This window comes from Halobacillus sp. Cin3 (assembly GCF_947311855.1).
GTDB lineage: Bacteria > Bacillota > Bacilli > Bacillales > Halobacillaceae > Halobacillus > Halobacillus kuroshimensis.
In genome coordinates, this window is record NZ_CAMZMV010000004.1 from 26586 (window position 1) to 48302 (window position 21717).

The 21717-nt window shown below is 46.2% G+C and carries 22 protein-coding genes; 10 read left to right on the forward strand and 12 right to left on the reverse strand.

All coding sequences use genetic code 11. The annotated features are described in order from the left end of the window. Positions 1-88: 88 nt before the first annotated feature. The 6 genes from QMA39_RS13245 to QMA39_RS13270 are packed head-to-tail and all read right to left on the reverse strand — an operon-like array spanning position 89 to position 6515. Positions 89-1000: an NAD-dependent epimerase/dehydratase family protein gene (locus QMA39_RS13245; RefSeq protein ID WP_281659007.1), complete on the reverse strand. Its 912-nt coding sequence runs from the start codon at positions 998-1000 to the stop codon at positions 89-91. Then, entirely contained in the window at positions 997-2286 is a 1290-nt protein-coding gene (locus QMA39_RS13250; RefSeq protein WP_281659239.1) for a glycosyltransferase family 4 protein, read from the reverse strand. The genes QMA39_RS13245 and QMA39_RS13250 overlap by 4 nt, the downstream gene beginning before the upstream one ends. A gap of 29 nt (positions 2287-2315) precedes the next feature. Further along, a complete protein-coding gene (locus QMA39_RS13255) occupies positions 2316-3377 on the reverse strand; it encodes a phosphotransferase (RefSeq protein ID WP_281659008.1) in 1062 nt (353 codons plus the stop codon). 2 nt (positions 3378-3379) lie between these two features. Then, positions 3380-4558: a carbamoyl-phosphate synthase gene (locus QMA39_RS13260; RefSeq protein WP_281659009.1), complete on the reverse strand. Its 1179-nt coding sequence runs from the start codon at positions 4556-4558 to the stop codon at positions 3380-3382. Further along, entirely contained in the window at positions 4555-5862 is a 1308-nt protein-coding gene (locus tag QMA39_RS13265) for a glycosyltransferase family 4 protein (protein ID WP_281659010.1), read from the reverse strand. The genes QMA39_RS13260 and QMA39_RS13265 overlap by 4 nt, the downstream gene beginning before the upstream one ends. After that, the gene (locus tag QMA39_RS13270; RefSeq protein ID WP_281659011.1) at positions 5859-6515 is read right to left on the reverse strand and encodes a PIG-L deacetylase family protein; all 657 of its coding nucleotides are present in this window, start codon (positions 6513-6515) and stop codon (positions 5859-5861) included. The genes QMA39_RS13265 and QMA39_RS13270 overlap by 4 nt, the downstream gene beginning before the upstream one ends. 231 nt (positions 6516-6746) lie before the next feature. Between QMA39_RS13270 and QMA39_RS13275 the strand changes: the two genes are divergently transcribed. Further along, positions 6747-7226, forward strand: coding sequence for a hypothetical protein (locus QMA39_RS13275; protein WP_281659012.1), 480 nt, complete (start codon positions 6747-6749; stop codon positions 7224-7226). A 160-nt stretch (positions 7227-7386) separates the two neighbouring features. Beyond that, positions 7387-7602: a hypothetical protein gene (locus QMA39_RS13280; RefSeq protein WP_035532206.1), complete on the forward strand. Its 216-nt coding sequence runs from the start codon at positions 7387-7389 to the stop codon at positions 7600-7602. Positions 7603-7700: 98 nt separating this feature from the next. Here QMA39_RS13280 and QMA39_RS13285 read toward each other — a convergent pair whose 3' ends face one another. Next, a complete protein-coding gene (locus QMA39_RS13285) occupies positions 7701-8249 on the reverse strand; it encodes a kinase (protein ID WP_281659013.1) in 549 nt (182 codons plus the stop codon). Between the two features lie 317 nt (positions 8250-8566). Here QMA39_RS13285 and rpsN point away from each other — a divergent pair, with 317 nt between their 5' ends. Continuing rightward, the gene (rpsN, locus tag QMA39_RS13290; protein WP_027955595.1) at positions 8567-8836 is read left to right on the forward strand and encodes a 30S ribosomal protein S14; all 270 of its coding nucleotides are present in this window, start codon (positions 8567-8569) and stop codon (positions 8834-8836) included. A 56-nt stretch (positions 8837-8892) separates the two neighbouring features. On the opposite strand, the gene QMA39_RS13295 is transcribed toward rpsN, so the two are convergent. Beyond that, a complete protein-coding gene (locus QMA39_RS13295) occupies positions 8893-10410 on the reverse strand; it encodes a multicopper oxidase (RefSeq protein ID WP_281659014.1) in 1518 nt (505 codons plus the stop codon). A 168-nt stretch (positions 10411-10578) separates the two neighbouring features. On the opposite strand from QMA39_RS13295, the gene QMA39_RS13300 reads away from it, so the two are divergent. Continuing rightward, positions 10579-11118, forward strand: coding sequence for a TetR/AcrR family transcriptional regulator (locus QMA39_RS13300; RefSeq protein ID WP_027955597.1), 540 nt, complete (start codon positions 10579-10581; stop codon positions 11116-11118). A gap of 36 nt (positions 11119-11154) precedes the next feature. On the opposite strand, the gene QMA39_RS13305 is transcribed toward QMA39_RS13300, so the two are convergent. Both QMA39_RS13305 and QMA39_RS13310 read right to left on the reverse strand, forming a co-directional pair. Next, the gene (locus tag QMA39_RS13305; protein WP_027955598.1) at positions 11155-11562 is read right to left on the reverse strand and encodes a carboxymuconolactone decarboxylase family protein; all 408 of its coding nucleotides are present in this window, start codon (positions 11560-11562) and stop codon (positions 11155-11157) included. Between the two features lie 19 nt (positions 11563-11581). Continuing rightward, positions 11582-13126 (reverse strand): BCCT family transporter, encoded by a 1545-nt coding sequence (locus QMA39_RS13310; protein WP_051254705.1) that lies wholly within the window; start codon positions 13124-13126, stop codon positions 11582-11584. Between the two features lie 368 nt (positions 13127-13494). Here QMA39_RS13310 and QMA39_RS13315 point away from each other — a divergent pair, with 368 nt between their 5' ends. The 4 genes from QMA39_RS13315 to QMA39_RS13330 all read left to right on the forward strand — a co-directional run bounded on the left by QMA39_RS13315 (position 13495) and on the right by QMA39_RS13330 (position 17331). Beyond that, positions 13495-14385 carry a 3-keto-5-aminohexanoate cleavage protein gene (locus tag QMA39_RS13315; RefSeq protein ID WP_027955599.1) on the forward strand — a complete coding sequence of 297 codons (891 nt, stop codon included), beginning with the start codon at positions 13495-13497 and terminating at the stop codon, positions 14383-14385. A gap of 8 nt (positions 14386-14393) precedes the next feature. Further along, a complete protein-coding gene (locus QMA39_RS13320) occupies positions 14394-15341 on the forward strand; it encodes a 3-hydroxyacyl-CoA dehydrogenase NAD-binding domain-containing protein (protein WP_281659240.1) in 948 nt (315 codons plus the stop codon). Positions 15342-15354: 13 nt separating this feature from the next. Then, entirely contained in the window at positions 15355-15825 is a 471-nt protein-coding gene (locus tag QMA39_RS13325) for a thioesterase family protein (RefSeq protein ID WP_281659015.1), read from the forward strand. 357 nt (positions 15826-16182) lie between these two features. Next, on the forward strand, positions 16183-17331 hold the full coding sequence (locus tag QMA39_RS13330; protein ID WP_281659016.1) for an FAD/NAD(P)-binding protein: 1149 nt from the start codon (positions 16183-16185) through the stop codon (positions 17329-17331). A 38-nt stretch (positions 17332-17369) separates the two neighbouring features. Here the strand turns inward: QMA39_RS13330 and QMA39_RS13335 are convergent, their stop codons facing one another. Beyond that, positions 17370-18269 carry a TIGR03943 family protein gene (locus QMA39_RS13335; RefSeq protein WP_281659017.1) on the reverse strand — a complete coding sequence of 300 codons (900 nt, stop codon included), beginning with the start codon at positions 18267-18269 and terminating at the stop codon, positions 17370-17372. A gap of 12 nt (positions 18270-18281) precedes the next feature. Beyond that, a complete protein-coding gene (locus QMA39_RS13340) occupies positions 18282-19292 on the reverse strand; it encodes a permease (RefSeq protein ID WP_035532225.1) in 1011 nt (336 codons plus the stop codon). 311 nt (positions 19293-19603) lie between these two features. Between QMA39_RS13340 and QMA39_RS13345 the strand changes: the two genes are divergently transcribed. Further along, positions 19604-19789, forward strand: coding sequence for a hypothetical protein (locus QMA39_RS13345; RefSeq protein WP_206933749.1), 186 nt, complete (start codon positions 19604-19606; stop codon positions 19787-19789). 396 nt (positions 19790-20185) lie between these two features. Beyond that, complete coding sequence (xylE, locus tag QMA39_RS13350) at positions 20186-21640, forward strand: D-xylose transporter XylE (protein ID WP_035532302.1); 1455 nt, start codon at positions 20186-20188, stop codon at positions 21638-21640. Positions 21641-21717: the final 77 nt, after the last annotated feature.

Consider the following 21717-nt stretch of genomic DNA (forward strand, 5'->3'; position numbering starts at 1 on the left):
GTCTCCTTTTATGCTATTAATAATAGGATAACCTGTAACCTGTGGAATAACAGAAGCCTCCCCTGTGCTGGGGAGGCTTCTGTTATTCCTATATTCTTTTAAAATAATCGACCGTTTCCGCTAATCCCTCATCCAAGTCATACGCTGGAGTCCAGGTGAGTTCGCTCCGTGCCTTCTCATTGGAAAGTCGGCTGTGCCGGATGTCACCTTCCCGTTTTTCATGATAAACAGGCTCCATCGATAACCCGCACTTCTCGGAAAGGTGGGAATAGAGATCGTTGATCGACGTTTGTGTATCACTTCCGATGTTGAGGATTTGGTTATCCGCCTTCGTCATGGCAAGCAGGTTGGCCCGCGCGACATCATCGACGTAGACAAAGTCGCGGGTCTGGCTGCCATCCCCGAAAATGACCGGGGGTTGGTTCTGTAAGAGCTGCTCAACAAAGATGCTGATTACACCGCCTTCCCCGTCGGAGCGCTGCCCGGGACCATAGACATTCGCATAGCGGAAGATGGTGTAGGGAAGGCCGTGAAGCGTGTGGAACAATCGGATATACGTTTCGGCTGCTGATTTTGAGGCTCCATAAAAGGATAGGGGGCTGGTTGGATTCTCCTCGTGGAGGGTGTCACGGGTCTCCCCATAAACGGCGCTGGAGGAGGAGAAGATGAATTTTTTCACTCCATAACGGCTGCTGTATTCCAACAGCTTTACGGTGCCTGAAATGTTAACGGCAGCGTCTTCCGCCGGTTTTATAAGGGATTCCGTCACATTCACTTGAGCAGCGAGGTGCATCACGATGTCGGGCCTCTCCCTTTCGAATATATCCTTCACTTTTTTTGATGAAAGCTTTCTTTTGAAAACCTTCACTCCACATGGAAGGTTTTCTTTCCGTCCGTTGGAGAAATCGTCTAAAACAATGGGAATGTGACCTTCTGACAATAGCAGGTGGACAATCCGGGAGCCGATGAATCCCGCTCCACCGGTCACTAATACTTTCACTGAAAACCCTCCTTTCTATATAAATGATTCTGGTAAACGGCTTCAATTTTTTTAGTCATGATATCGCTGGTAAGGTGCTTGCGCGCGTAAGACTCGGCGGCCTCGGCAAACCGCCTGCGCTCTTCTTTGCTGGTTATGAAACGCTTGAGTGCTCGGGCCAGTTCTTCTACATTCCCCGGTTCGCAGAGAATTCCGGTTTTTTCAGGGTGGACCATTTCCGGTATGCCCCCACATGTGGTGGAGATGACCGCCTGCTTCGAATGCATAGCTTCGATGATGGATAAAGGGAAGTTGTCATTGATCGTAGGCAGAACATAGATGTCTGACTGGGAGAGGATGGACGGGATATCGTCTCGTCTTCCCCAAAAGGTGACGTTATCCAGCTCCCATTCTTCCGCTTGTTTCATCAGGATTTCTTTCATGACGCCATCTCCGACAATCCATACGTCTACATGATTCCTATACTCCCGCAGACTTGCCAGCGCTTCCAACAGATAACCATGACCTTTACGTGGGGCCAGTCGGGAAACGCAGGTCATGGTGAGTTTTTCACGGGAGCGGAGGGGGAGAGGTTTAAAATCGATGCCGGTATGAACGGTCACCAGCTTTTCTTCCGCAGCTCCAAGATCCATCAGATTGGGGCGGAAGGAATCAGCGATCATGATAATTTTTGTACTTGCTGCTATTCCGTTTTTCTCAATACACGTAAAATAGGCTTCTTCAAGGGACCCTTTCTGGATTTTGTTGAATGTCAGACGGCTTTTCGTAAAAAAACCGTGGGGGGTGAAAAAAAGTGGTTGTTGGTACGTTTGATTCAAATCTCCAAGAAGGAAAAGGGCAAACAGGTCCTGGGCGTGGATAACGTCATACTTCTCAAGGTTTTGGGTTTTGAGAAACGCTGAAAACACATGAAGAAAGCTGAGGTTCTTAATGATTTTTTCGTTTGTGGATCCGTAGCGTTCCATCATGAACGCCCGGGCGGCGGCGGCGGCTTCCGGAATCCACTCCTCCAGCTGCACGGAAGACATGTGCCCGGGGGCCAGTACATCGACGTGATGCCCTGCTGCCTCCATGCCGTTTTTTAATGAGGTGATGTAATGGGACAGCCCGCCGGTATTGGGATATCGAAGAAACGTTACATATAAGATGGTCAAAGGCTTCAGTGGCCGGCCTTCCATTTGCTGCTGGTGGAAGGAAGGGGGGGAGTTGGGAGCGGCGTCTTTATTCTTTAAAAAATACTGATCCATCACAGCAGTAAGAGCAGGATGAATGCGGAAGGGTGGCATCTCACACACGTTTCCTCGTCCTTTCTTATCTATTTGTAAATTCCCAGCTCTTTCCCCCATGCAGCTATTTTCTCCAGATGGTAGGGCAGGAGTTCCCCGCCACGGTTTTCAAGGATGCGCCTCAGCTGGGTGTGCAGTCCTTTTTCAAGGGTCCGCTGCAGATAGGCCATTTTATAAAGCTTCATGGGCGGCGTTTGGAACTCAATGCCATGCTTTTTCATTTCCTTTGTATAAACATCCACGACTCGAGTGCGGATGTTGTCAGCGTCGTTCTGCCAGTCTTTGCGGAAGGCGATCAAAATCTCGACCATGACAATCATATCGAACCAGGACGGGGCGAATTTCGCTGATTCCCAGTCAATGAATTGAATGGGCCAGGCGGTAGGTCTCTGGACATCCTTTGAACAGATATTCTGCATGTGAAGGTCACCGTGGGTGATGGAGAACCCGCTTTCCAGAAGTTCAGGGAAAAAATCAGGGCCCTGCTTATACATGTTTTTCAATGATTTGTAATGAGGTTTGATGACATCCTTCCACTGTTTTTCCTTTTTGGCCTTCGTCAGCATGGTTAGTGTATTGGACATGAATTTTTCCCGGTCTTTTCTCATTTCGGGGGAGTCGTACATGGGAAACCAAGGCTGCAGAACCGCGGACTCCCTTCTGAACTTTTCCTCGTACGTGTGGGCGTGCAGCTTGGCAAGGGCAGGGATGATGAGATCGAAATGATCGGGGGTGAACGTCAATTGTCCCCGGATCTGCCGGACAAACTCCATAAACACCCACGTATCTGACCCGTGTTTCTCCACTAAATAGATGTTAGGGAGAAATTCTTTCAGGAAAGGATAGGCCCTGCTGTAGATATTGATCTCAATTTCATTTTTATATTTGGTCGAGTGATAGATTTTGAAAATGATCGGAAAGGTTCGGTTGTGTGTTTGAAGGTCGAGCTGATAGATGCTGCTTCGCTTCGTGGACTTCAGGTTTTGTATCGAAGTCTCTATGAGCGACACTTTTTTTCCAAGAGAGGCAGTGAGCTTCTCTTCAATACGGTTTTTATGAAACATCGACGTCAGTTCGGCGGCGGAATACATGGTTACTCACTCCTTCGGTTCTTCTTCCAGGCATTCTTCAAATGGGACAAGGTGCTGCGTATAAAAGGCATCGGGTCATCGAGGGCAAGGAGAGCAAAAACCTTTTTCCCCCTGAACCCATCTAAGAAATCTTTGACACTCATCCCGCCGTTCTTTCTTTTTTCAAGAAAGGTCAGGAAATAGCGGACAAGATAGATCCACTGAACACCGTCCGTCTGCTGTAAGGATGGTGCGGGGTGATGGCCTGTCAGGTGCAGGTAGTAAAAATAGGCAAAATCAACGCCCGAAGCGCCGGTTAAGCTGTGGGTGAGCCAGAAACGAGGGTTGATTTCAATGAGCTTGTATCGGCCGTCGCGTGGGTCTTTTTTGTATTCGATCATCCCGATCCCTTTAAGGTTCAACGCTTTCAACAGCGGCAGGCCTTCCTCCACCAGCTCGGGAATTCTCCTGCTCACAATATGGGCGCCTGTTCCAAACTGGGCCGGGAACTGGTGATTTTTCTGCAGGGTGAAAAGGGCGAGTAATCTCATGTCCTCATCAAAAAAGGTGGCGATTTTATAGAAGCATTGGTTATCGCCGGGGATGATTTCCTGTATGATCAGCTCTCCGAAGGCCCGGTATGCCGGATAGACTTCCTTCAGCATGTCAGCATTCTCTATGTGAATCGCCTTTTTGTTGACGTGTTTCCGGAATTCATGACCGAATACGGGCTTTAAGATACACGGGAACTCCAACTGTGCGATGGCTTCATCCAGCTGCTGTTCATCTTCTATAAAAAAAGTTTTCGCTGTCGGTACGTGATGCTGTACGGCCAATTCATACGTTCTCTTTTTATCGAGCAGATCCATGATGGTTGAATGATCGGGATATAAGAACAAATAGTAGCAGGATAGTTCACGGCGGTACTTGGAAATGAACACCACATAATCATCCGCCCCGGCATAGAGAACGGGTTTATGATCGAGAGATTCGGAGGTTTGGATTAAAAATGAAAGCAGTTCTTCCTCCTGGGTCAAGGGACTTGGGCAGACAGCGCAGTGGGCGAGCCGTGATTTTCCTTTGGAATAGGGCCCTTCTGTATCGAAGGCATATACATCAATCCCTTTTCGGGAAAGAGTGTGGATGATTCCGACGCCGTTAGCGCTTAAATCAAGTACGACAGCTGGATGTGTGAACATCATTCTCCCTCCGAATCAAGAAGGTTATAGTAGAGTTCTTCCACGCGGCCGACCATTGCTTCCCGTGTCAGGTGCTTCTTGGCATAGTCATATGCCTCGCCGCCAAGCTTTTTTCGTAAGGCTTCATCTCCAAGCAGTCGTTGGAGCTGGGTGGTTAACTGGCCGACATGTCCCGGTTCTACCACGAGACCGGTTTGATTGTGATGAACAATTTCCTTAATGCCGCCGCAGTCGGTAGTCAAGACAGCTGCCCCGCTGTGCATCGCTTCTATAATGGAAATCGGAAGGTTGTCGTTAACGGTAGGAAGGACGAAAATATCGGTTTTACTCAAAATAGCAGGAATGTCCTCTCGTTTACCTAGAAATTTCACGTTTGAGAGTTTCAACGATTTGGCCTCAGTTTCAAGCGTTTCCCGCATTTCCCCGTCCCCGACAATCCACACCTCTGCCTGCTGGCCAATCCGCTTGATCATCGACAGTGCCTTGAAGAGATGTGTATGTCCTTTGCGGGGACCCAGCCTTGCGATGCAGGCGATGACAACTTTCTCGTTCCTGTCCTTCCGCTTCAATTCTTTGAACTCAATGCCGGTATGAATCGTGGTCAGTTTTTTCGGTTTGGCCCCAAGAGAACTCAATGGTTCGCGGAAGGAGTCACTCAAAATGACCATGTGGGTAGCGTAGTCGATGGCTTTTTCCTCCATTTTTCTGTAATACACTTCTTCGACGGATCCTGCTTCAATGCGGTTGAATTTGACCCTGCTGAAGGTGAACATGCCGTGGGGTGTAAAAAGAAGCGGCTTTCCTATGCCTTCATTCAATCTTCCCAGGATGTTGGCTGTAAATAAATCCTGGGCGTGGAGGATATCGTATTTCTCCACTTTGACGGATGATATCATCTGTTCATAGATATAGAGGAGACGTGAGTTCTGGATGATTTTACTTGTACTGCTGCCATAACGCCGTTCAAAGAAAGTCTTTAATTCAGGAACGATCGCTTCGCGGAGCTTTTGTACCTTTTTAGGTGAAAATTGGCTGGGGGCGATGATATCGACTTTATGTCCCATAGATTCGAGGCCTGCTTTTAATGTAGTGATGTAGTTGGAAAGACCGCCGGTATGTGGATAATCCCAAAAGGTCGTGAGGAGGATGGACAATTTTTTCTGTCCGGGTTTCTGTTTTGTTTTCTTCTTCCGTCGTGGTTTTTTATCTTTTCCTTCAAGGAAGGCGCTGAGCGGCTTTGATTTGATTCCATAATATTCATCTAGAGCGGCAATCAGATGGGGGTATGGAAAATAGGATTCTTTCATTTCCATATCCTCCTGATCACTTCAAAGGCTTCAGCGTACGGAACACCGATAGTCATCCCGCGGACACTCGCCAGGTGTTTGACCCCTTCATAGGAACGCGGATGGGGAAAGTCCCGCATTTCAACTTCGTAATGTTTCAAGGAAGCTATCTTTTCTTCGATCTTTGTAGATATATTCACATAATAGTTGGGCTTGAACTGCTTATCACTGGACGGTGCATTCCACTCACTCGATGATACGGTTTCGAAGGTGATCAGCTCGATCGGCTGCTTACCAGGGAGAGGGCGGACGGCTGTGAGTACAGCCTGGAACGTAATCAGATGATCGATATTCACATCACCGTAGTGGTGGGTGAATACGATCGATGGTTGGTAAATCTCAATCAGTTTTTCAATTTCCTTTGTTAATAGATGGAGAGGCATCATTTCTAATTCCAAGTTCGGGTGTTCTAAAAATACCATTTCCTGAATTCCGATCTCTTGGTTTGCCTTGCGGGCAAGATGTTGAATGTGATGAGCCTCTTCTTTTCTTCCGTTTGCTGTAATGATCGATACGACTCTACTTCCCTGGTCCGTGAATCTCTTTAGTGTTCCTGCTGTGCCAAGGAGTTCGTCGTCCGGATGGGCAGCGATGACCAATACAGTATCTTTCATTTTCTTCACCTCATTCTAATCTCTATTACGTTACTATATGTCTTCCGAATGATAGTCGAAACAGACACGAGCACAGGGCACCTGTCTGTTTGTTCCCCTATTGGAATGCAGCCTCAGAATAAAAAAATAGAGAGAGGAGTCGGGTGCTGCCCTGAAAATAGGCTCTACAACCTTTTTGCAGCATCATATATTGATTAGGAACGATAGCTCTAATGTAAAGAAGGTGAGACGATGAGAAAAAATCACAGTCCATCGAACGCTGGAAAGGTTCCTGAAGATAAGGAGCGGGATTATCATGCTTCCAGAAATCCGCACAAAAATGTCACAGCCATGGATGATGTTCTAAAGTCCATGTTTAAACTGGGGGACCATCTTGAAGTCTTCTTCCGAGATCAAGTGCTCGGAGGGGGAGGTACCTATATAACAGCGTTCCACAACGTTCTCGTCTGGGTGGATCGTAGGGGACATATCAATGTAACCAATGTAAGCGGACCTGTCAGTGTAAGGAAAATCAAAAGGGACAGAAAAAAACGGGGGATATCCAAAAAGCAGGCTGATCCATGTTCCATGCGGAAGGACAAGGGGAACCACACTTGTGAGAAAAAGGACACCGAACGCCGGGATGAAGAGCTTTTGAACTTCGTCAAAATTGAGCAGGAACAATCAGAAGCCGGCCTGTCCTCTGATACGTACAAGAACGAATACACATAGAAGTGGTCATCTATCTATCAACGTATATCCTGTCCGGCATCCGAAACAGAAAATCTATCAAGGGCTAATAGGAAAACATTCTCAAATTGAGCGATATGCCTGTACGCATTCCATGACTCAGCATAGAAATAGAGTAAACAGTGAAAAGGAGGGAAATGATATGTATAAAGATAAAGAAAAAGATAAAGGCCAAAGCATGGCTGGGTTCCTTAACAAGATTTTGTCCATGGGTGATAAAATTGAAGTTCTATCCGGTGATGAAGAGCTGGATGAAGGTTCCTACGTATATGCGGACGATCACTTCTTAGTATGGGCTGATGATAACGGCCACATCAACACAACGAACCTTGATAATGTTACGGTTCGTAAAATCTAATTGAACGGAAAAAAGACTGGGATGGATCCAGTCTTTTTTTATAGAAAATAAAGTAGAAAGCACTCGATGCTATAAAAGAGTATCGAGTGCTTTTTTACTTATTTGGCTTTCTTCCAGGCTTGATAGACATCCGGCCTGAGTGTTTTTACATGTTTCATGAATTCTCCGGAGAGATCAAACTTCTTCATACCCTTCATCAGCTTCGTTGGATAAGGGGCGTTCGATGTGAAGGCACGTTTGTGGTCAATCACTTTAAAATCGCCGGAGGTATCCATCAGCATGTGGCGGACCTCTGTATCCCAGCGGCTAAACCCTAACCGCTTGAACTCTTCCAACACAAACAGGATTTTTTCCGTCATTTCTTCATCGATGTATCCATGACGCTTCATATGCCGGGCAAGAGAGATGCCCTGAACAAACTCCATGACAATATAATGCTCTCCATATTCATAAAGGCGGGGCATAATGGTCGAGGTCTGTCCGATTTTCATCGCTTCCAGTTCGCGCTGCCATGTTTCCTCTTTAAAGAAGTATTTGACGACTTTGTCGTCGGCGACCTTGTAAATCTCCCCATCTTTTCCATCGCCGATCATCTCATAGGGGGCCAGGTCCTTTTTGGTGATTTTCCCATTAAATAGATTCTCCATAGGATCATTCCTTTTTATTATAGACTTTGATGCTTCTATTAGTTTATGGAGGTTGTTTTCGTCTCGTAACCGGACCAAGTGCTGAAATTTGGGATGACGTAGAGGAGAAGTGGCTGGGGGATCATGACATTTGCCAAATGGCTGATCTTATGATTTAATAAGATTACACAATTTAAAGCGTAATCGTTACGCTTTAAATTGTTGGGGCATCCTCTTTAACAGGAGATTCCCAAAAAAAAAATTTAATGTAAATTAAATAGTAATGATTACACTTTTGGATAGACGAGCATTTCTATAAAAGATTGGAGATATAAAACATGGCGAAAGCATCAAAGATAGCAAAAGAGAAAAAGAGACAGGCGATGGTAGCGAAATACGCGGATTTGCGGAAAGAGTTGAAAGAGAAGGGCGACTATGAAGCCCTTCGAAAGCTGCCGCGTGATTCTTCCCCTACACGTTTGAAAGGCCGCTGCGAAATAACCGGCCGGCCCCGGGGGTATATGAGAAAGTTCAATATGTCCCGTATTGCTTTCAGAGACTACGCTCACAAAGGCCAGATCCCTGGTGTGAAAAAAGCCAGCTGGTAAAGGAAGATGCATGGTTTTCTCCCGTTTTATTGAAGCGGAAGAAACCATGCGTTTTTTTATGTCCGAATAAAGTATGGACGCATCATTTCATAGTCCTCATGCTCTAAAATATGGCAGTGCCACACAAATAAACCAGGGTAGGGGCCAAAGCGCATCATAATCCTTGTTACTTCTCCGGGACGGGATCGAACGGTATCCTTCCAGCCTCTTTCATTCAAATCCGGAGCGGCACGCGGTCCTGTAAGGATGATCTTTCCTTCCTGTTTAAAAACATCCACATCGAAAGGCTGGCGGTCAAGGATTTGGAAACGGACCAAGTGAAGGTGGATCGGGTGGATCGCTTCTGTTTCATTGACGATGCTCCACACTTCCGTCTGTCCGAGCTTTGGAACTTCAGTAACGGGATCCGACCATAAGTGGTCATCCAACAGGTGAATATTCCGTCCGTATGAATCTTTCCGCATGTTCAGTTTCAGTGATCGGGTTCTGTCCACGTGTGTAAACTTTGGAACAGGAGCGAGCCATCCAGGGATGGAGCTGTGATCACCGCATGACAGCTTCTCGTTGACTCGGAACTGCATAATCGTTCCAGTCGTTTCAGGATCCGCTTTTTCACCCTTGGTTTCGAAATCGTTCTCCAAAATAATGGTTTTTCCATAACAAGTGGAGAAATCAATGATCACATCCGCTCTTTCGGCAGGTGCTAATACGAGAGCGGGGACGCGGACCGGGGTCTCAAGGAGTCCCTGGTCTGTGCCGATTTGGATGAAAGGTGCTCCGTTGGAAAGGGAAAAGCGGTAGATCCGGGCATTGGATCCGTTCAGAACCCGGAATCTGTATTTTCTAGGTTCGACATTTAAATAGGGCCAGACTTTCCCATTCACTAAAATGGTGTCTCCGTAAAAATCAGGGATGACCGAGGGAGTGGGCGCCGTTTGAGGCTGGGCTGGCCTTGATGGATAGAAAAGGCTGCCATCCGCCCGGAACGAACGGTCCTGGATGATCAATGGGAGATCGAAGGGACCGCAGGGAAGGTTCAATCGGGCTTCATTTTCATCATGGACGATATACATGCCTGAAAGACCAGCGTAAATGTTGAGACGGGTAATCCCCATGGCATGGTCGTGGTACCAAAGGTTGGCTGCGTCTTGATGATTGGGGTAGGTGTACATTCGATGAGAAAAGTAAGGGCCTGCTTTTTTAAAGTGACGGGTGAACCATGCTTCAGGGTAGCCATCACTGGTATCCGGCGTCACTCCTCCATGCAGGTGTACGACTGTCCGTACTTCCGGCTGGCTTTTTTCTGCCCCATGAACCGTCGTATCAATCGGGAGAAAATGACGCTCAGGAAGCTCATTTTTCCATAAGACGTGGATCGGCTGATGCTTCCAGACGTGAAATGTCGGGCCTGGATACTGCCCGTTGTAGCCCCACACTTTTGTAGGAGGGAGGTCTCGGTGCAGTTTCTGGAATGTTTGCTTCATTGTCACTGAAAAATAGGGGACACCGTGAAGACAGCCTGCCGGACGCATGGTTTTCATGATGGGAAGGGGATCGACGAACTTTTTTAACATACGAATCGCTCCTATGCGTTGCTTGGTTATTCTAGTTTATTGAACGAGGAAGAGAATTACGCCTCATGTTCAGACAGCGCCTTTCCATTCATCCATGTATCCCAAATTGATAAAATGTATGACTACTGATAACATTATGGGAAAATGAACAAAAATGAGGGGACGTATATGCCAAGGGTATCGAAGCGGCAGAAACTGCTGGAAGCAGCGGCAATGATTGTGAAGGAGCAGGGAAGCGATGCATTGACATTGGATGCCGTTGCAAAAAAAGCGGAAGTCAGCAAGGGCGGGCTTTTGTATCACTTTTCAACAAAGGAAGCTCTAGTGAAAGCGCTTGTCCAGCACATGAATGACATCTACAAAGAGAACGTGGAAAGTTTTGTGGACGAAGAAGATGATGAAGTCGGAAAGTGGGCACGGGCATTCATTAAAGTGCTCCACGACAAAAGTATAGAAAACCAGACGATCAGTGGAGGGATGCTGGCCGCTCAAGGCATCAATCCTCAACTCATGAAGCCTTTACAGGAGACCTATGCTGACTGGCAGTATCATATGGAACATGATGGACTCGATCCTGTCGATGCCACCATTCTGCGTCTTGCTGTAGACGGATTATGGCTGTCTGAAATTTTCGGCCTCGGTGTTTTACCCCAGACGCTTCGAGAGCAGGTGCTTGAACGGTTGGAAGAACAAAGCCGGCCTAAATAAAAATCACCAGATCCCAACAAGGGACTGGTGATTTTTTTATGCGTACGTTTTTTGTTTGTTATCGCGTTCCTGAAATACTTGTCGAGCCTGTGTCAGCGCATTGATTACAGAGGGGAATCCAACATAAGGAATCAACTGCATCATCGCTTCTACAATTTCTTTTTCCGTAAGCCCTGCGTTAAGGGCGGTATTGATATGAAGTTCGAGCTGGGGGAGACTTCCGCTTCCTTGAGTGACAAGACTGGATAAGACTGTAAGTGCGCGCCCTTTCTTATCCAGGTGATCCCGGTTGTAAATATCCCCGTAAGCAAACTCAATGATATATTTTCCGAGATCCGGGGAGATATCTTCCAACGCTTTCATCAGTTCAAAGTGATTGGTTCCTTTTTCTTCGTCTGTATATTCTCTTAAAATCTCCAATCCTTGTTCATATCGTGATTTCATCGGTTCGTAATCCCTCCTTTTAAGATGCCTTTTTGTTTTCTTTTTCTTCCGCTGCCCGGTCCTCGTTGACCATTTTGATGAAGGACCATCCAAGAATCGGCAGGATGACAAGCAGTGGGAAGCCTCCGACAATGCTGATGGTCTGTAGTGTCGTCAATCCACCCATATTCATGAAAATCATTGGAAGGATGGACAATGCCAGAGCCCAGAACAGGCGGTTCCATTTAAGTGGTTCTCCTTCGACCCGTTTTTGAACGACAGAAGCAATGACATACGAACCGGAATCATAGGTTGTCGACAAAAAGATCGTCGCCAGTAAAATAAACACAATGATTGCAAATGTGGCTAATGGAAGCTCGGTTAATGTTCCGATGATGGCTGCAGGTGCCCCTTCATTATTTAATGTTTCAATAACAGGGTATTGCCCACTCAGCTCCAGGTACATCGAGTAGTTTCCTAGAATCCCGAAAAAGAGAATCGTTCCCAGGCTTCCAAATAAGACCGTTCCAAAAGCGACCTGACGGATAGTCCGTCCTTTGGAAATCCGGGCGATGAACAAGCCGACGAATGGGGCATAAACGATCCACCACGCCCAATAGAATACCGTCCAGCCTTCCGGAAAACCGGTCCGTGTAAAGGAGGCCAGGTCGTTAAAGGGTTCCGACCACATGCTCATGAGGAAGAAGTTATCCATCATGCGGCCGAGGGCGGTGCCGGTTGTTTCTGTGATGAAGGTGGTCGGTCCAACGATGAAAATGAATAGGAGAAGTAGAAACGCCAGCCATAAGTTGATGTCACTTAATACCCGGATTCCTTTCTGCAGCCCGGAATAGGCACTGAGTCCGAAGATCAGTGTGCAAATCACTAGTACAACGGATTTCGTCATCATTGTATCAGGCAGGCCTACAAGATGATTCAGTCCGGATGAAATGATAGGAGCTGACAGAGCGAGACCGGTTCCGCCTCCACCAAGCAGTCCGAACATGAAGAGAATATCCACGAGTCGGCCGACCCATGTATCTGTATATTTTCCTAAAACGGGACGGCATGCTTCACTGATTTTGAATACATCGGTTTTTTTGACATAAAACATGTAGCCGATAGGAAGGGCTGGTATGGCAAACATTGCCCAGGCGATCGGTCCCCAGTGGAAAAACCCATAGGTCGATGCCCACTGGATCGCTTCGCTGGATCCAGCTTCAATTCCGAATGGGGGTCCCTGATAATAGTAGGCCCACTCAATGACACCCCAGTAAAGAATCCCTGTTCCAATTCCACTCGTGAACAGCATCGCTGCCCAGGAGCCGGTTTTGAATTCTGTTTTTGTATCCGCATCTCCCAGCTTGATATCACCATAGCGGCTCACTCCTATGAATAAGAGGAAGAGCAGCATGACTAAGCCTACGGATAAGAATAGGAAACCGAGCCTCTGGGTAACGATTTCGTTTGCAGCCAGGACGATTTCCTTTCCTTGTTCCGGAAAGATAAGAAGAGGCAGTGAAACGAACAACAGTAGTGCCAGGGCCCCTCCAAACGTTTTCCAATCCATGATTTGTTTTTTCATATAGAAATCCTCCTTAAGAAAAAGTCCGTTATGAATTTGATAATCCGATGTAAACTTTACAATCCGGACGGTTTTGTTTCAATGGATGGATAGGGCCGTATAAGGGAGAATGTCCGTACATATTCAAGGAATGGGGATCTGGGTCCGTTTATTTGATGTTTTTTATTTAGTGTGTGCTTTGATAATAGTTTTAAAAGTTTATAAAGAAATTTTTGTACGATTGAATCATTGGTACAGAAGGGATGGAAAGGGATTTTTGATCCCTGGTGGATAAGGGAATTCTTGAAAGAGATTTGAAACTAAACAGTCCGGATGGTATAGTTTCAACTGGATGATCAAACAAACCAATTCAAAGGAGGACCTTTGGAATGAAAAATAAAGTATTGTTAACTTCTGCGGTCACAGGAGCGGGAGATACGATGAAGAAAAACCCCCACGTCCCTGTGACACCGAAGGAAATTGCAGCATCTGCGATTGAATCAGCTAAAGCGGGAGCTACGGTTGCCCACGTACATGCCCGGGATCCGCAAACGGGAGGCATCAGTCATGATGTGGACCACTATCGTGAAATCGTCGACCGGATTCGTGAATCAGAAACGGATGTCATTATCAATATTACGTCCGGTGGAGGCGGGGATTTCATCCCGAGCTTGAGCACACCTGCCGCGGGCGGAGACGGTACAGATATCCAGACGCCGTCTGAGCGTCATGCGCCTGTCGGTGAACTGCTTCCTGAAATGTGTACGCTCGACTGCGGCAGCACGAACTTCGGAGACATGATTTATATGAGTCCGACAGAATGGCTTCGTGAACAGGCGGAATTGATCCAGGAGAGTGGTGTGAAGCCGGAACTGGAATGCTTTGATACCGGTCATATTCGTTTTGCCAATCAATTGGTGCAAGAAGGGTTAATCGACGGCGATCCGATGTACCAATTCTGTCTTGGGATTCCGTGGGGAGCGGCGGCTGATGCAGAAACGATGATGTATATGAAGAACCGTATTCCGGAGAATGCCCATTGGTCAGCGTTTGGAATCGGGCGTATGCAGATGCCGATGGCTTCTCAATCAGCGATGCTCGGTGGAAACGTCCGTGTCGGCCTGGAAGATAATATTTATCTTTCCAAAGGCGTTCCTGCAACGAATGAACAGCTGGTCGACAAGGCTGTAGGTATGCTCCGCGGCCTGGATCTTGAGCCGATGAGCCCGCAGGAAGCGCGTGAATATCTCAATCTAAGAAACCCACATGGAGGGAAATAATGTTGTCTATAAAACAAGCTGCCATTGTCGGAACAGGAGTTATCGGAAACGGCTGGATCGTTCGTATGCTTGCTCAAGGATATGATGTGATCGCAGCAGATCCAGCAGAAGGAGCAGAAGAACGGATGCGCCGGGCTGTTGAGCAGTCCTGGCCTTATGTGGAAGCACTCGGTCTTGCTGAGGGGGCTTCCAAAGATCGTTTAACATTCGTAAAAGATACAGAGGAAGCGGTGAAAAACGCGGACTTTATTCAAGAAAATGTGCCTGAAGTGGAGGAACTGAAGCAGTCTGTGCTGCAGACGATTGACAAACACGCCAAGCCGGATGCGATTATTGGTTCAAGTACGTCGGGCATTATGCCTTCTGAACTTCAAGAGAATCTACTGCATCCGGAACGATTTGTCGTGGCACACCCGTTCCATCCTGTGTATATCCTGCCTCTTGTAGAAGTAGTAGCAGGAAAACAGACGACAAGCGAGAATGTAGATAAAGCGAAGGCTTTTTATGAAAGCTTGAATATGAGCGTCCTGCTCGTCCGTCATGAAATTGAAGGTCATATTGCAGACCGCCTGATTGAAGCGATTTGGAGAGAGTCTCTTCATATCGTTAATGAAGGAATTGCGACAACGGAAGAAGTCGACAAAGCCTTCACCCACGGTGCGGGCATGCGCTATGCCCAGTACGGTCCATTCCTGACGTTCCACCTGGCGGGAGGCGAAGGTGGTATGCGTCACATGCTGAAGCAGTTCGGCCCAGCCTTGAAAAAGCCGTGGACGAAGCTTGAGGCACCGGAACTTACGGACGAATTGTATGACAAAGTCGTGTCCGGGTGTGAGCATCAGTCCAATGGCATGTCGATGTCTGAACTGGATCAGAACCGCAACGAATTTTTAGTGAAGCTGTATGATCTTGTACAGGAATACCGGCCGAAAGAACAGACCGCTGTCAAACGGTAAAGGAGGAGGATTTATGGAACAATCCTTTCATTATAAAGACCGCGTGCTGCCGGAGTGGGTGGACTATAACGGGCACATGAACGATGCTGAATACAACCGCGCCTTCAGCTTAGCGACAGATGCAATTATCGATTATATCGGACTGGACGAAACGGCGAGAGACAAATACGCGTATACGATCTTCACATTGGAAACGCATATCTGCTATCTGAAGGAAATGCATGAGGACGAGCCATTTGAAATCACCGCCCGTGTTCTGGACTATGATTCCAAACGTATTCATTTGTTTTTAACGATGAAGAATCAACATGGTGAAATAACTGCCACGCTTGAAGAAATGCTGATGGGTATGGATCAAAGGACAGGCCGCCCGTCTGCTTTTCCTGATGATGTGGAGCAGAAAATTCGTTCTGTCTCTCAGATGCATGCGGATCAGGAGCATCCGAAGCAGGCCGGTCGTACGATCGGTATTCGGAGGAAATGAATAAAGACCTGGTTATTTTTATAACCGGGTCTTTTTGTATGGACTGATTAAGAGTAGGGAGCACCCAACCTGCATTTTCTTCTTGCCAACGTTTTGAACCTGTGATTTAATATCAATAAACCATTAAATAGTAACGATTACTATTTAACTAGTGGACGGTTTAAGCATAAATGCGAATCAAAGGGTGGATCAAAAAAATTCACCCTTCAATAAATAGTAATCATTACTTTTTGTTCTTGGTGCTATTTATATATAAATTAAAGTCAGAAGATGGGGGGCTGTTGTTATTCAACATCAACACCAGCAGTCCTTGGGCATGAAAAAATCCAGCTGGTAAGATAAAGGAGCTTGAAGGTTATGTACAAATGGGTGATTATTGGCGGTGGTGTACAGGGGTGCTGCGTGGCGAGGCGGCTTCTTCAAGAGAAAGCAGGGAATGAAGATTTATTAATTATTGATCCATTTCCAGGACCTATGCACGTGTGGCAGACGTTAACGAAAAAGATCGGGATGTCTCATTTACGATCCCCCTCTGTCCATCACCTGGATATAGATCCTTATAGTCTGAGTAAATACTCCAAAGGACACGATTTTGCCCAGCCTTTCCGAGGGAAGTATGCCAGACCTCAATTGGATTTGTTTAATCGACACAGCCTGGATGTCATGGATGAAGTAAATCTCGAGGAAAGCTGGAAGCAGGGAACGGTCAATGGAATGACTAAAGGACACAATCATTGGAACATCTCTCTTGAGGGCGGGACTGAGGTCCAAAGTGAGAGGGTCGTCCTGGCTGTGGGGGTTAATCATATTCCCCATTATCCAGAGTGGGCAAATAAAAAGGAGATGCCTGTCAGCCATGTATTTGATATGCAGACCCCTGTGCCTGACGAAGGCCGTGTTATCGTTGTTGGAGGAGGCATGACGGCGGCTCATCTTGCTCATACGTTGTCGAACAAAAACGGTATCTCATCGGTTTCTTTAGTGAAGCGCCACCCATTCCGAGTGGAGGATTTTGACAGCGACCCTGGGTGGCTGGGTCCGAAGTTCTTAAAAGGCTATGAGAAACTGACCTGCTATGACCAACGCCGGCGGGTTATTCATCAGGCGAGGCATAGAGGCTCTATTACGAGAGAGCTGCATGTGCAGCTGAAACGGCAGATGCGCGCCTCCAGGCTGGACATTCATACAGGGGAAGTGGAGAAAGCGGTGACGGTGGAAAACGGCGTCGGCCTTCAATTAAAAGATGGAAAGCTTGTATCCGCTGACTCTATCGTTCTGGCTACCGGAGCGGAAACGTGCCTTCCGGGTAAGGCATGGATGGAGCCCCTCATTGAACAGGTCGGTCTGCCGTGCGCGCCCTGCGGGTTTCCTGTTGTTTCAACTACATTGGAATGGAAGAATGGGTTATATGTAGCAGGAGCTCTTGCAGAACTGGAAATCGGACCGGCAGCGAGAAATATAGCGGGTGCGAGAAAATCAGCGGAGCGGATTGTAACGTCTGCCTGATATAAAAAGTCACAGCCGTCAGAGGCTGTGACTTTTTGTTATCCGCCAAATTCTAAGTCTTCATAGACGTAGGGTTCCGGAGGTGTCTCAATTGGTTTGATCGCTTCCGGTTGAATGAGAGGAAGCTCCCATCGGTTCATCTGTACTTTTTCAAGCGTTCCTGTCACTTCCACCCATGTATCATTTTTGTACTGACCAAGGTCCTCCCCTTGAACAAGAATGCCGTAAATCCCTGCATCAGCTACACAGCAGCTGATTCCGAACCGCCCTACGACAATCTGGTCATCCGGGAACTTGTCATCCCGGAATACAAACCCATGGGTCGTCAGTTTTTTCCCCACGTAATCGTCCATGCCGTCTTCCATCAATGTAATTGTTCCGATGTAGTTGTCGGCAGTCATGTGAAGATGGTTCGTTTCCTGCAGCTCCTTAAATAACTCGGGATATCTTTTCTCAGGAGTCAGGATGGCCGCGTTTTCAACCTCTCCGCCTGTACCTTCCTGATTTAAACCCTCTCCTTCGCCAGTATCATTCATAGAAGAAGGATCATTCATATCGGACGGATCAGCGGCTGTGCGCATCTCATATTTGAATCCTTTATTGGAAGCTGCTGAACTTCCAATCACATGGTCGGAAAACATCATCCCGGTCATCACAGGGATAATGAATAATAAGTAAATAACAGTGGATCGGAGTCTGGATTTGGAGTAATCATGGTCGTGCCCGCATCCACAGTCATGATCCTGCTCTTCAAACCCACTTTTAAAGAATTGAATACTCCCGAGAACCCCCAATACGATTAAGGTGAAATACATGTAAGGCATCATGCGGGGAGCAATAAACTTTTGGATATCTCCTGAAATCATAAGCTTAATAAGAAATAATACAAATCCGAATAAAATGATGCTTCTCAAAAATTGATGGGAAGGTCGGTTCATGATCCTCCTCCTTTATATAAAGAATGCGTCATACCAAAGGCTCACGGCGTATACGACAACCGTTACGATCACTAAAAAGGCAAGAACAAACCTTTTTTTGAAATAAGCCAGCATTAAAATCGTGTTTTTTAAGTCGGTCATGGGTCCATAAACGAGAAAGGCAAGAATAGAGGTCGAAGAAAAGAGTCCTTTAAAAGAAGAAGCGACAAAGGCATCAGCCTCTGAGCACAAGGATAGAATGTAGGCAAGTCCCATCATCACCGCTGGTCCGGCCAGTGCTCCATTCCCAATATCCATTAATGTTTCCCGTGCAACATAAGTTTGAACAATTCCGGCGAATAAGGCTCCAATTATGAGAAACTTCCCCATATCGAAAAATTCATCACTGGCATGCTGGAACGTTTCGGCAATTTTACCTGACCGATCGTTGTCGTTGTCATGGGTATGCTGGTGCTTCGCGGCTTCTGTTGTTTTTTTATTCAGCTGCCAGCGATTGCCGAAAAATTGATAAATGACAGCCCCCACAAGCAAGGAAACGATGAAGGCCAGTCCCATTCTTGCCCAGGCAATACTGAGGTCGGTCTGAAAGGCATAAAACGTCGACAAAAAGACGATGGGATTAAGGACAGGGGCAGAGACAAGGATGACAATCCCTACATGAAGCGGCATCCCTTTTTGGATTAGTCTTCGTACAATCGGAACAATCGCGCATTCACATACCGGAAAGACAGCGCCAATGGCAACGGCAGGGAACAGAGCCAGATAAGGGTTGGCGGGTATGTATTTTTTAAGTGTTTCTTCTTTCAAAAATGTTTGAATTACTGCAGATATAAATACACCAAGAAGTACGAAGGGGATGGCTTCCAATACAATGCTGATGAACATCGTGTTTAAATCTAATAAAGAGGGTGGGATGGAAAACATGTTTTCAAAAGGAATGGTATCACCAAATAAAAAAAGAGCGAAAAAAATCACTAATAAAAAATAAATCATACTGGATGGCGGAGAATGATCCTGGTACAAATAAAGTCCTCCTTTACATTTCGGTTTATAAATCGTAATGATTTCGATTATACACATATACTATTAACCGGAATTTCATAGACTTTGTCAATACTAGATACAAGAAAAGTATATGATAGAAATATGAGGTTAATTCGTATTGATTACAATTTGATCAATAGAGATTGGGGGGATAACGGTAAACGAAGCACACATTCCAGCATGAAATCATGATCACATATTTTATTTTGTGAATCTCCGTAAATAAGAAATTGGACTACCGTAATTTGGTAAAATGAAAGGTGTAGAAAATGATTGGAGTGAGAGGGATTATGACCAAACAAAAATGGGGAATCCTATTTGTCGTGGCAAGCGCAGCCGCAATGATAATCAACTTGGTATACTTCAAGTCAGGAGACTATTATGATGTTATCCGGATCCTTTCCTACGCTGTGTTCATCATAGGGTCACTTATGATTCCCACCTATGCAAAAGCTGAAAAAAAGACGGATTCCTAATCAAAGGGAGTTCGTCTTTTTTTATTTATGTAACCGCATACAATCGTTCGTTCTCCATAAAGAACTAAACTTTTTATAAATGTTATAAACTTATTATAAACTTCAAAATAACAATCAATAGTAAATTTTTTCTAAGTATCGCCTATCCCAGGCGTGGGGCACATTCAGCGTATAGTGAATACTTTTGTAAACCTTTTCATTTTGAGGGTGATGTTTTAAAAGTCAGGATTCAGAGAAATGTATAGCTAAGATTTCACATTTACCTATTTATAGAAGTTCAAAGGCTGAAGGAGGGAGCAGAAGCTTTCAGGAGGTAATCGATATGGAATGCATTCCATATCATTCAAGCAACGGACTTTTATAGTCATCGAATTTAAGAGAGGATGTTCCAAGCAGATGAAACGAAGTCGGACGTATATTATATTCTTATCAGTCATTGCGGCATTGGGAGGGCTGCTGTTCGGCTATGATACAGCTGTTATTTCTGGTGCAGAACAATCTCTGGAAGTCTACTTCATAGATAGTTTAGGATTGAGTAAATTATTTCAAGGGTTGACGGTTTCCAGCGCGTTGATTGGCTGTATCGCAGGTGGGTTGATCAGCGGGATGCTGTCCGACCGGATTGGACGAAGGAATTCGCTGATCGTCGCAGCTGTATTGTTTTTCATTTCCGCACTCCTTTCCAGTTCACCGGAGTTTCTATTCTTTACTAAAGGTGAACCGACCATGGGTCTTTTCATTATGTTCAATATTTATAGAATTATTGGTGGTATCGGCGTAGGGCTTGCATCCGGACTGGGACCGTTATATATCAGTGAGACGGCTCCGGCGAAAATCCGAGGAAAATTGGTAACCTTATATAACCTGGCTATTATTTTCGGGATGCTGGTCGTATACATTATTAATTGGAGAATTGTCTCGGGACAAAGCATGAGCTGGATCAACGATATTGGGTGGAGGTATATGTTTGCTTCAGAAGCCATCCCGGCTCTGCTGTTCTTCGGACTGTTATTCCTCGTGCCAGAGACTCCGCGTTATCTGGTCATGAAAAATAAGGATAAAAAAGCGATGAATATCCTTGAGAAAGTGAATGGCTCGGAAAAGGCAGCCAAGGATATCTATAAAAATATCAGACAGGCTGTCGACAAGATGGATAAAACGAAAACGAGCATTTTCTCCTATGGGAAAATGGTCGTGTCGATAGGGCTGTTGCTCGCAATCGCTCAGCAATTTGTGGGTATTAATGTGATTCAATATTATGCACCGCGGATTTTCTCTAATATGGGCGCCTCTACGGACAGTTCCATGCTGCAGACAATCTTGATCGGGGTCGTGAATTTCATTTTTGTTCTGATCGCTCTTTTATTCGTTGAAAAGGTTGGACGAAAACGACTGCTTCTCATCGGTTCTGTCGGAATGGCGGTAGGGATGTTCGGGATTGCTGCTTTAGCTTTCGCCGGCTCGATGGGCGTTGGTGCGCTGATTTCCATCCTTGTCTTCGTAGCCTTCTATAACTTGTCTTTCGGTCCGCTTACATGGGTGCTCGCATCAGAACTGTTCCCGAATAAAATCCGTGGTCAGGTCATGGCATTGACTGTGGCGGTGAACTGGGGAAGTAACCTGCTCGTCTCAACGACGTTCCCGACGCTTCTTGAAATGGGAGCAGGTTTCACATACGGTCTCTACGGCCTGATGTGTGTGCTATCCTTTGCTTTCGTCTGGAAGCTTGTACCGGAAACGAAAGGGAAGACGCTCGAAGAAATCGAGCAGTACTGGCTCAGCAAGCAGAAGAAAAAACAAACCAAAGAAATCGGCGTGAAGAAGCTGAGCGGAAAAAAGGTATCCTGGTAATTTCATAGAAAAAAGGACGCTGAACAAACCTTGGAGGTCGGTTCAGCGTCCTTTTTTTGTGGGGGAAATCCTGTTTC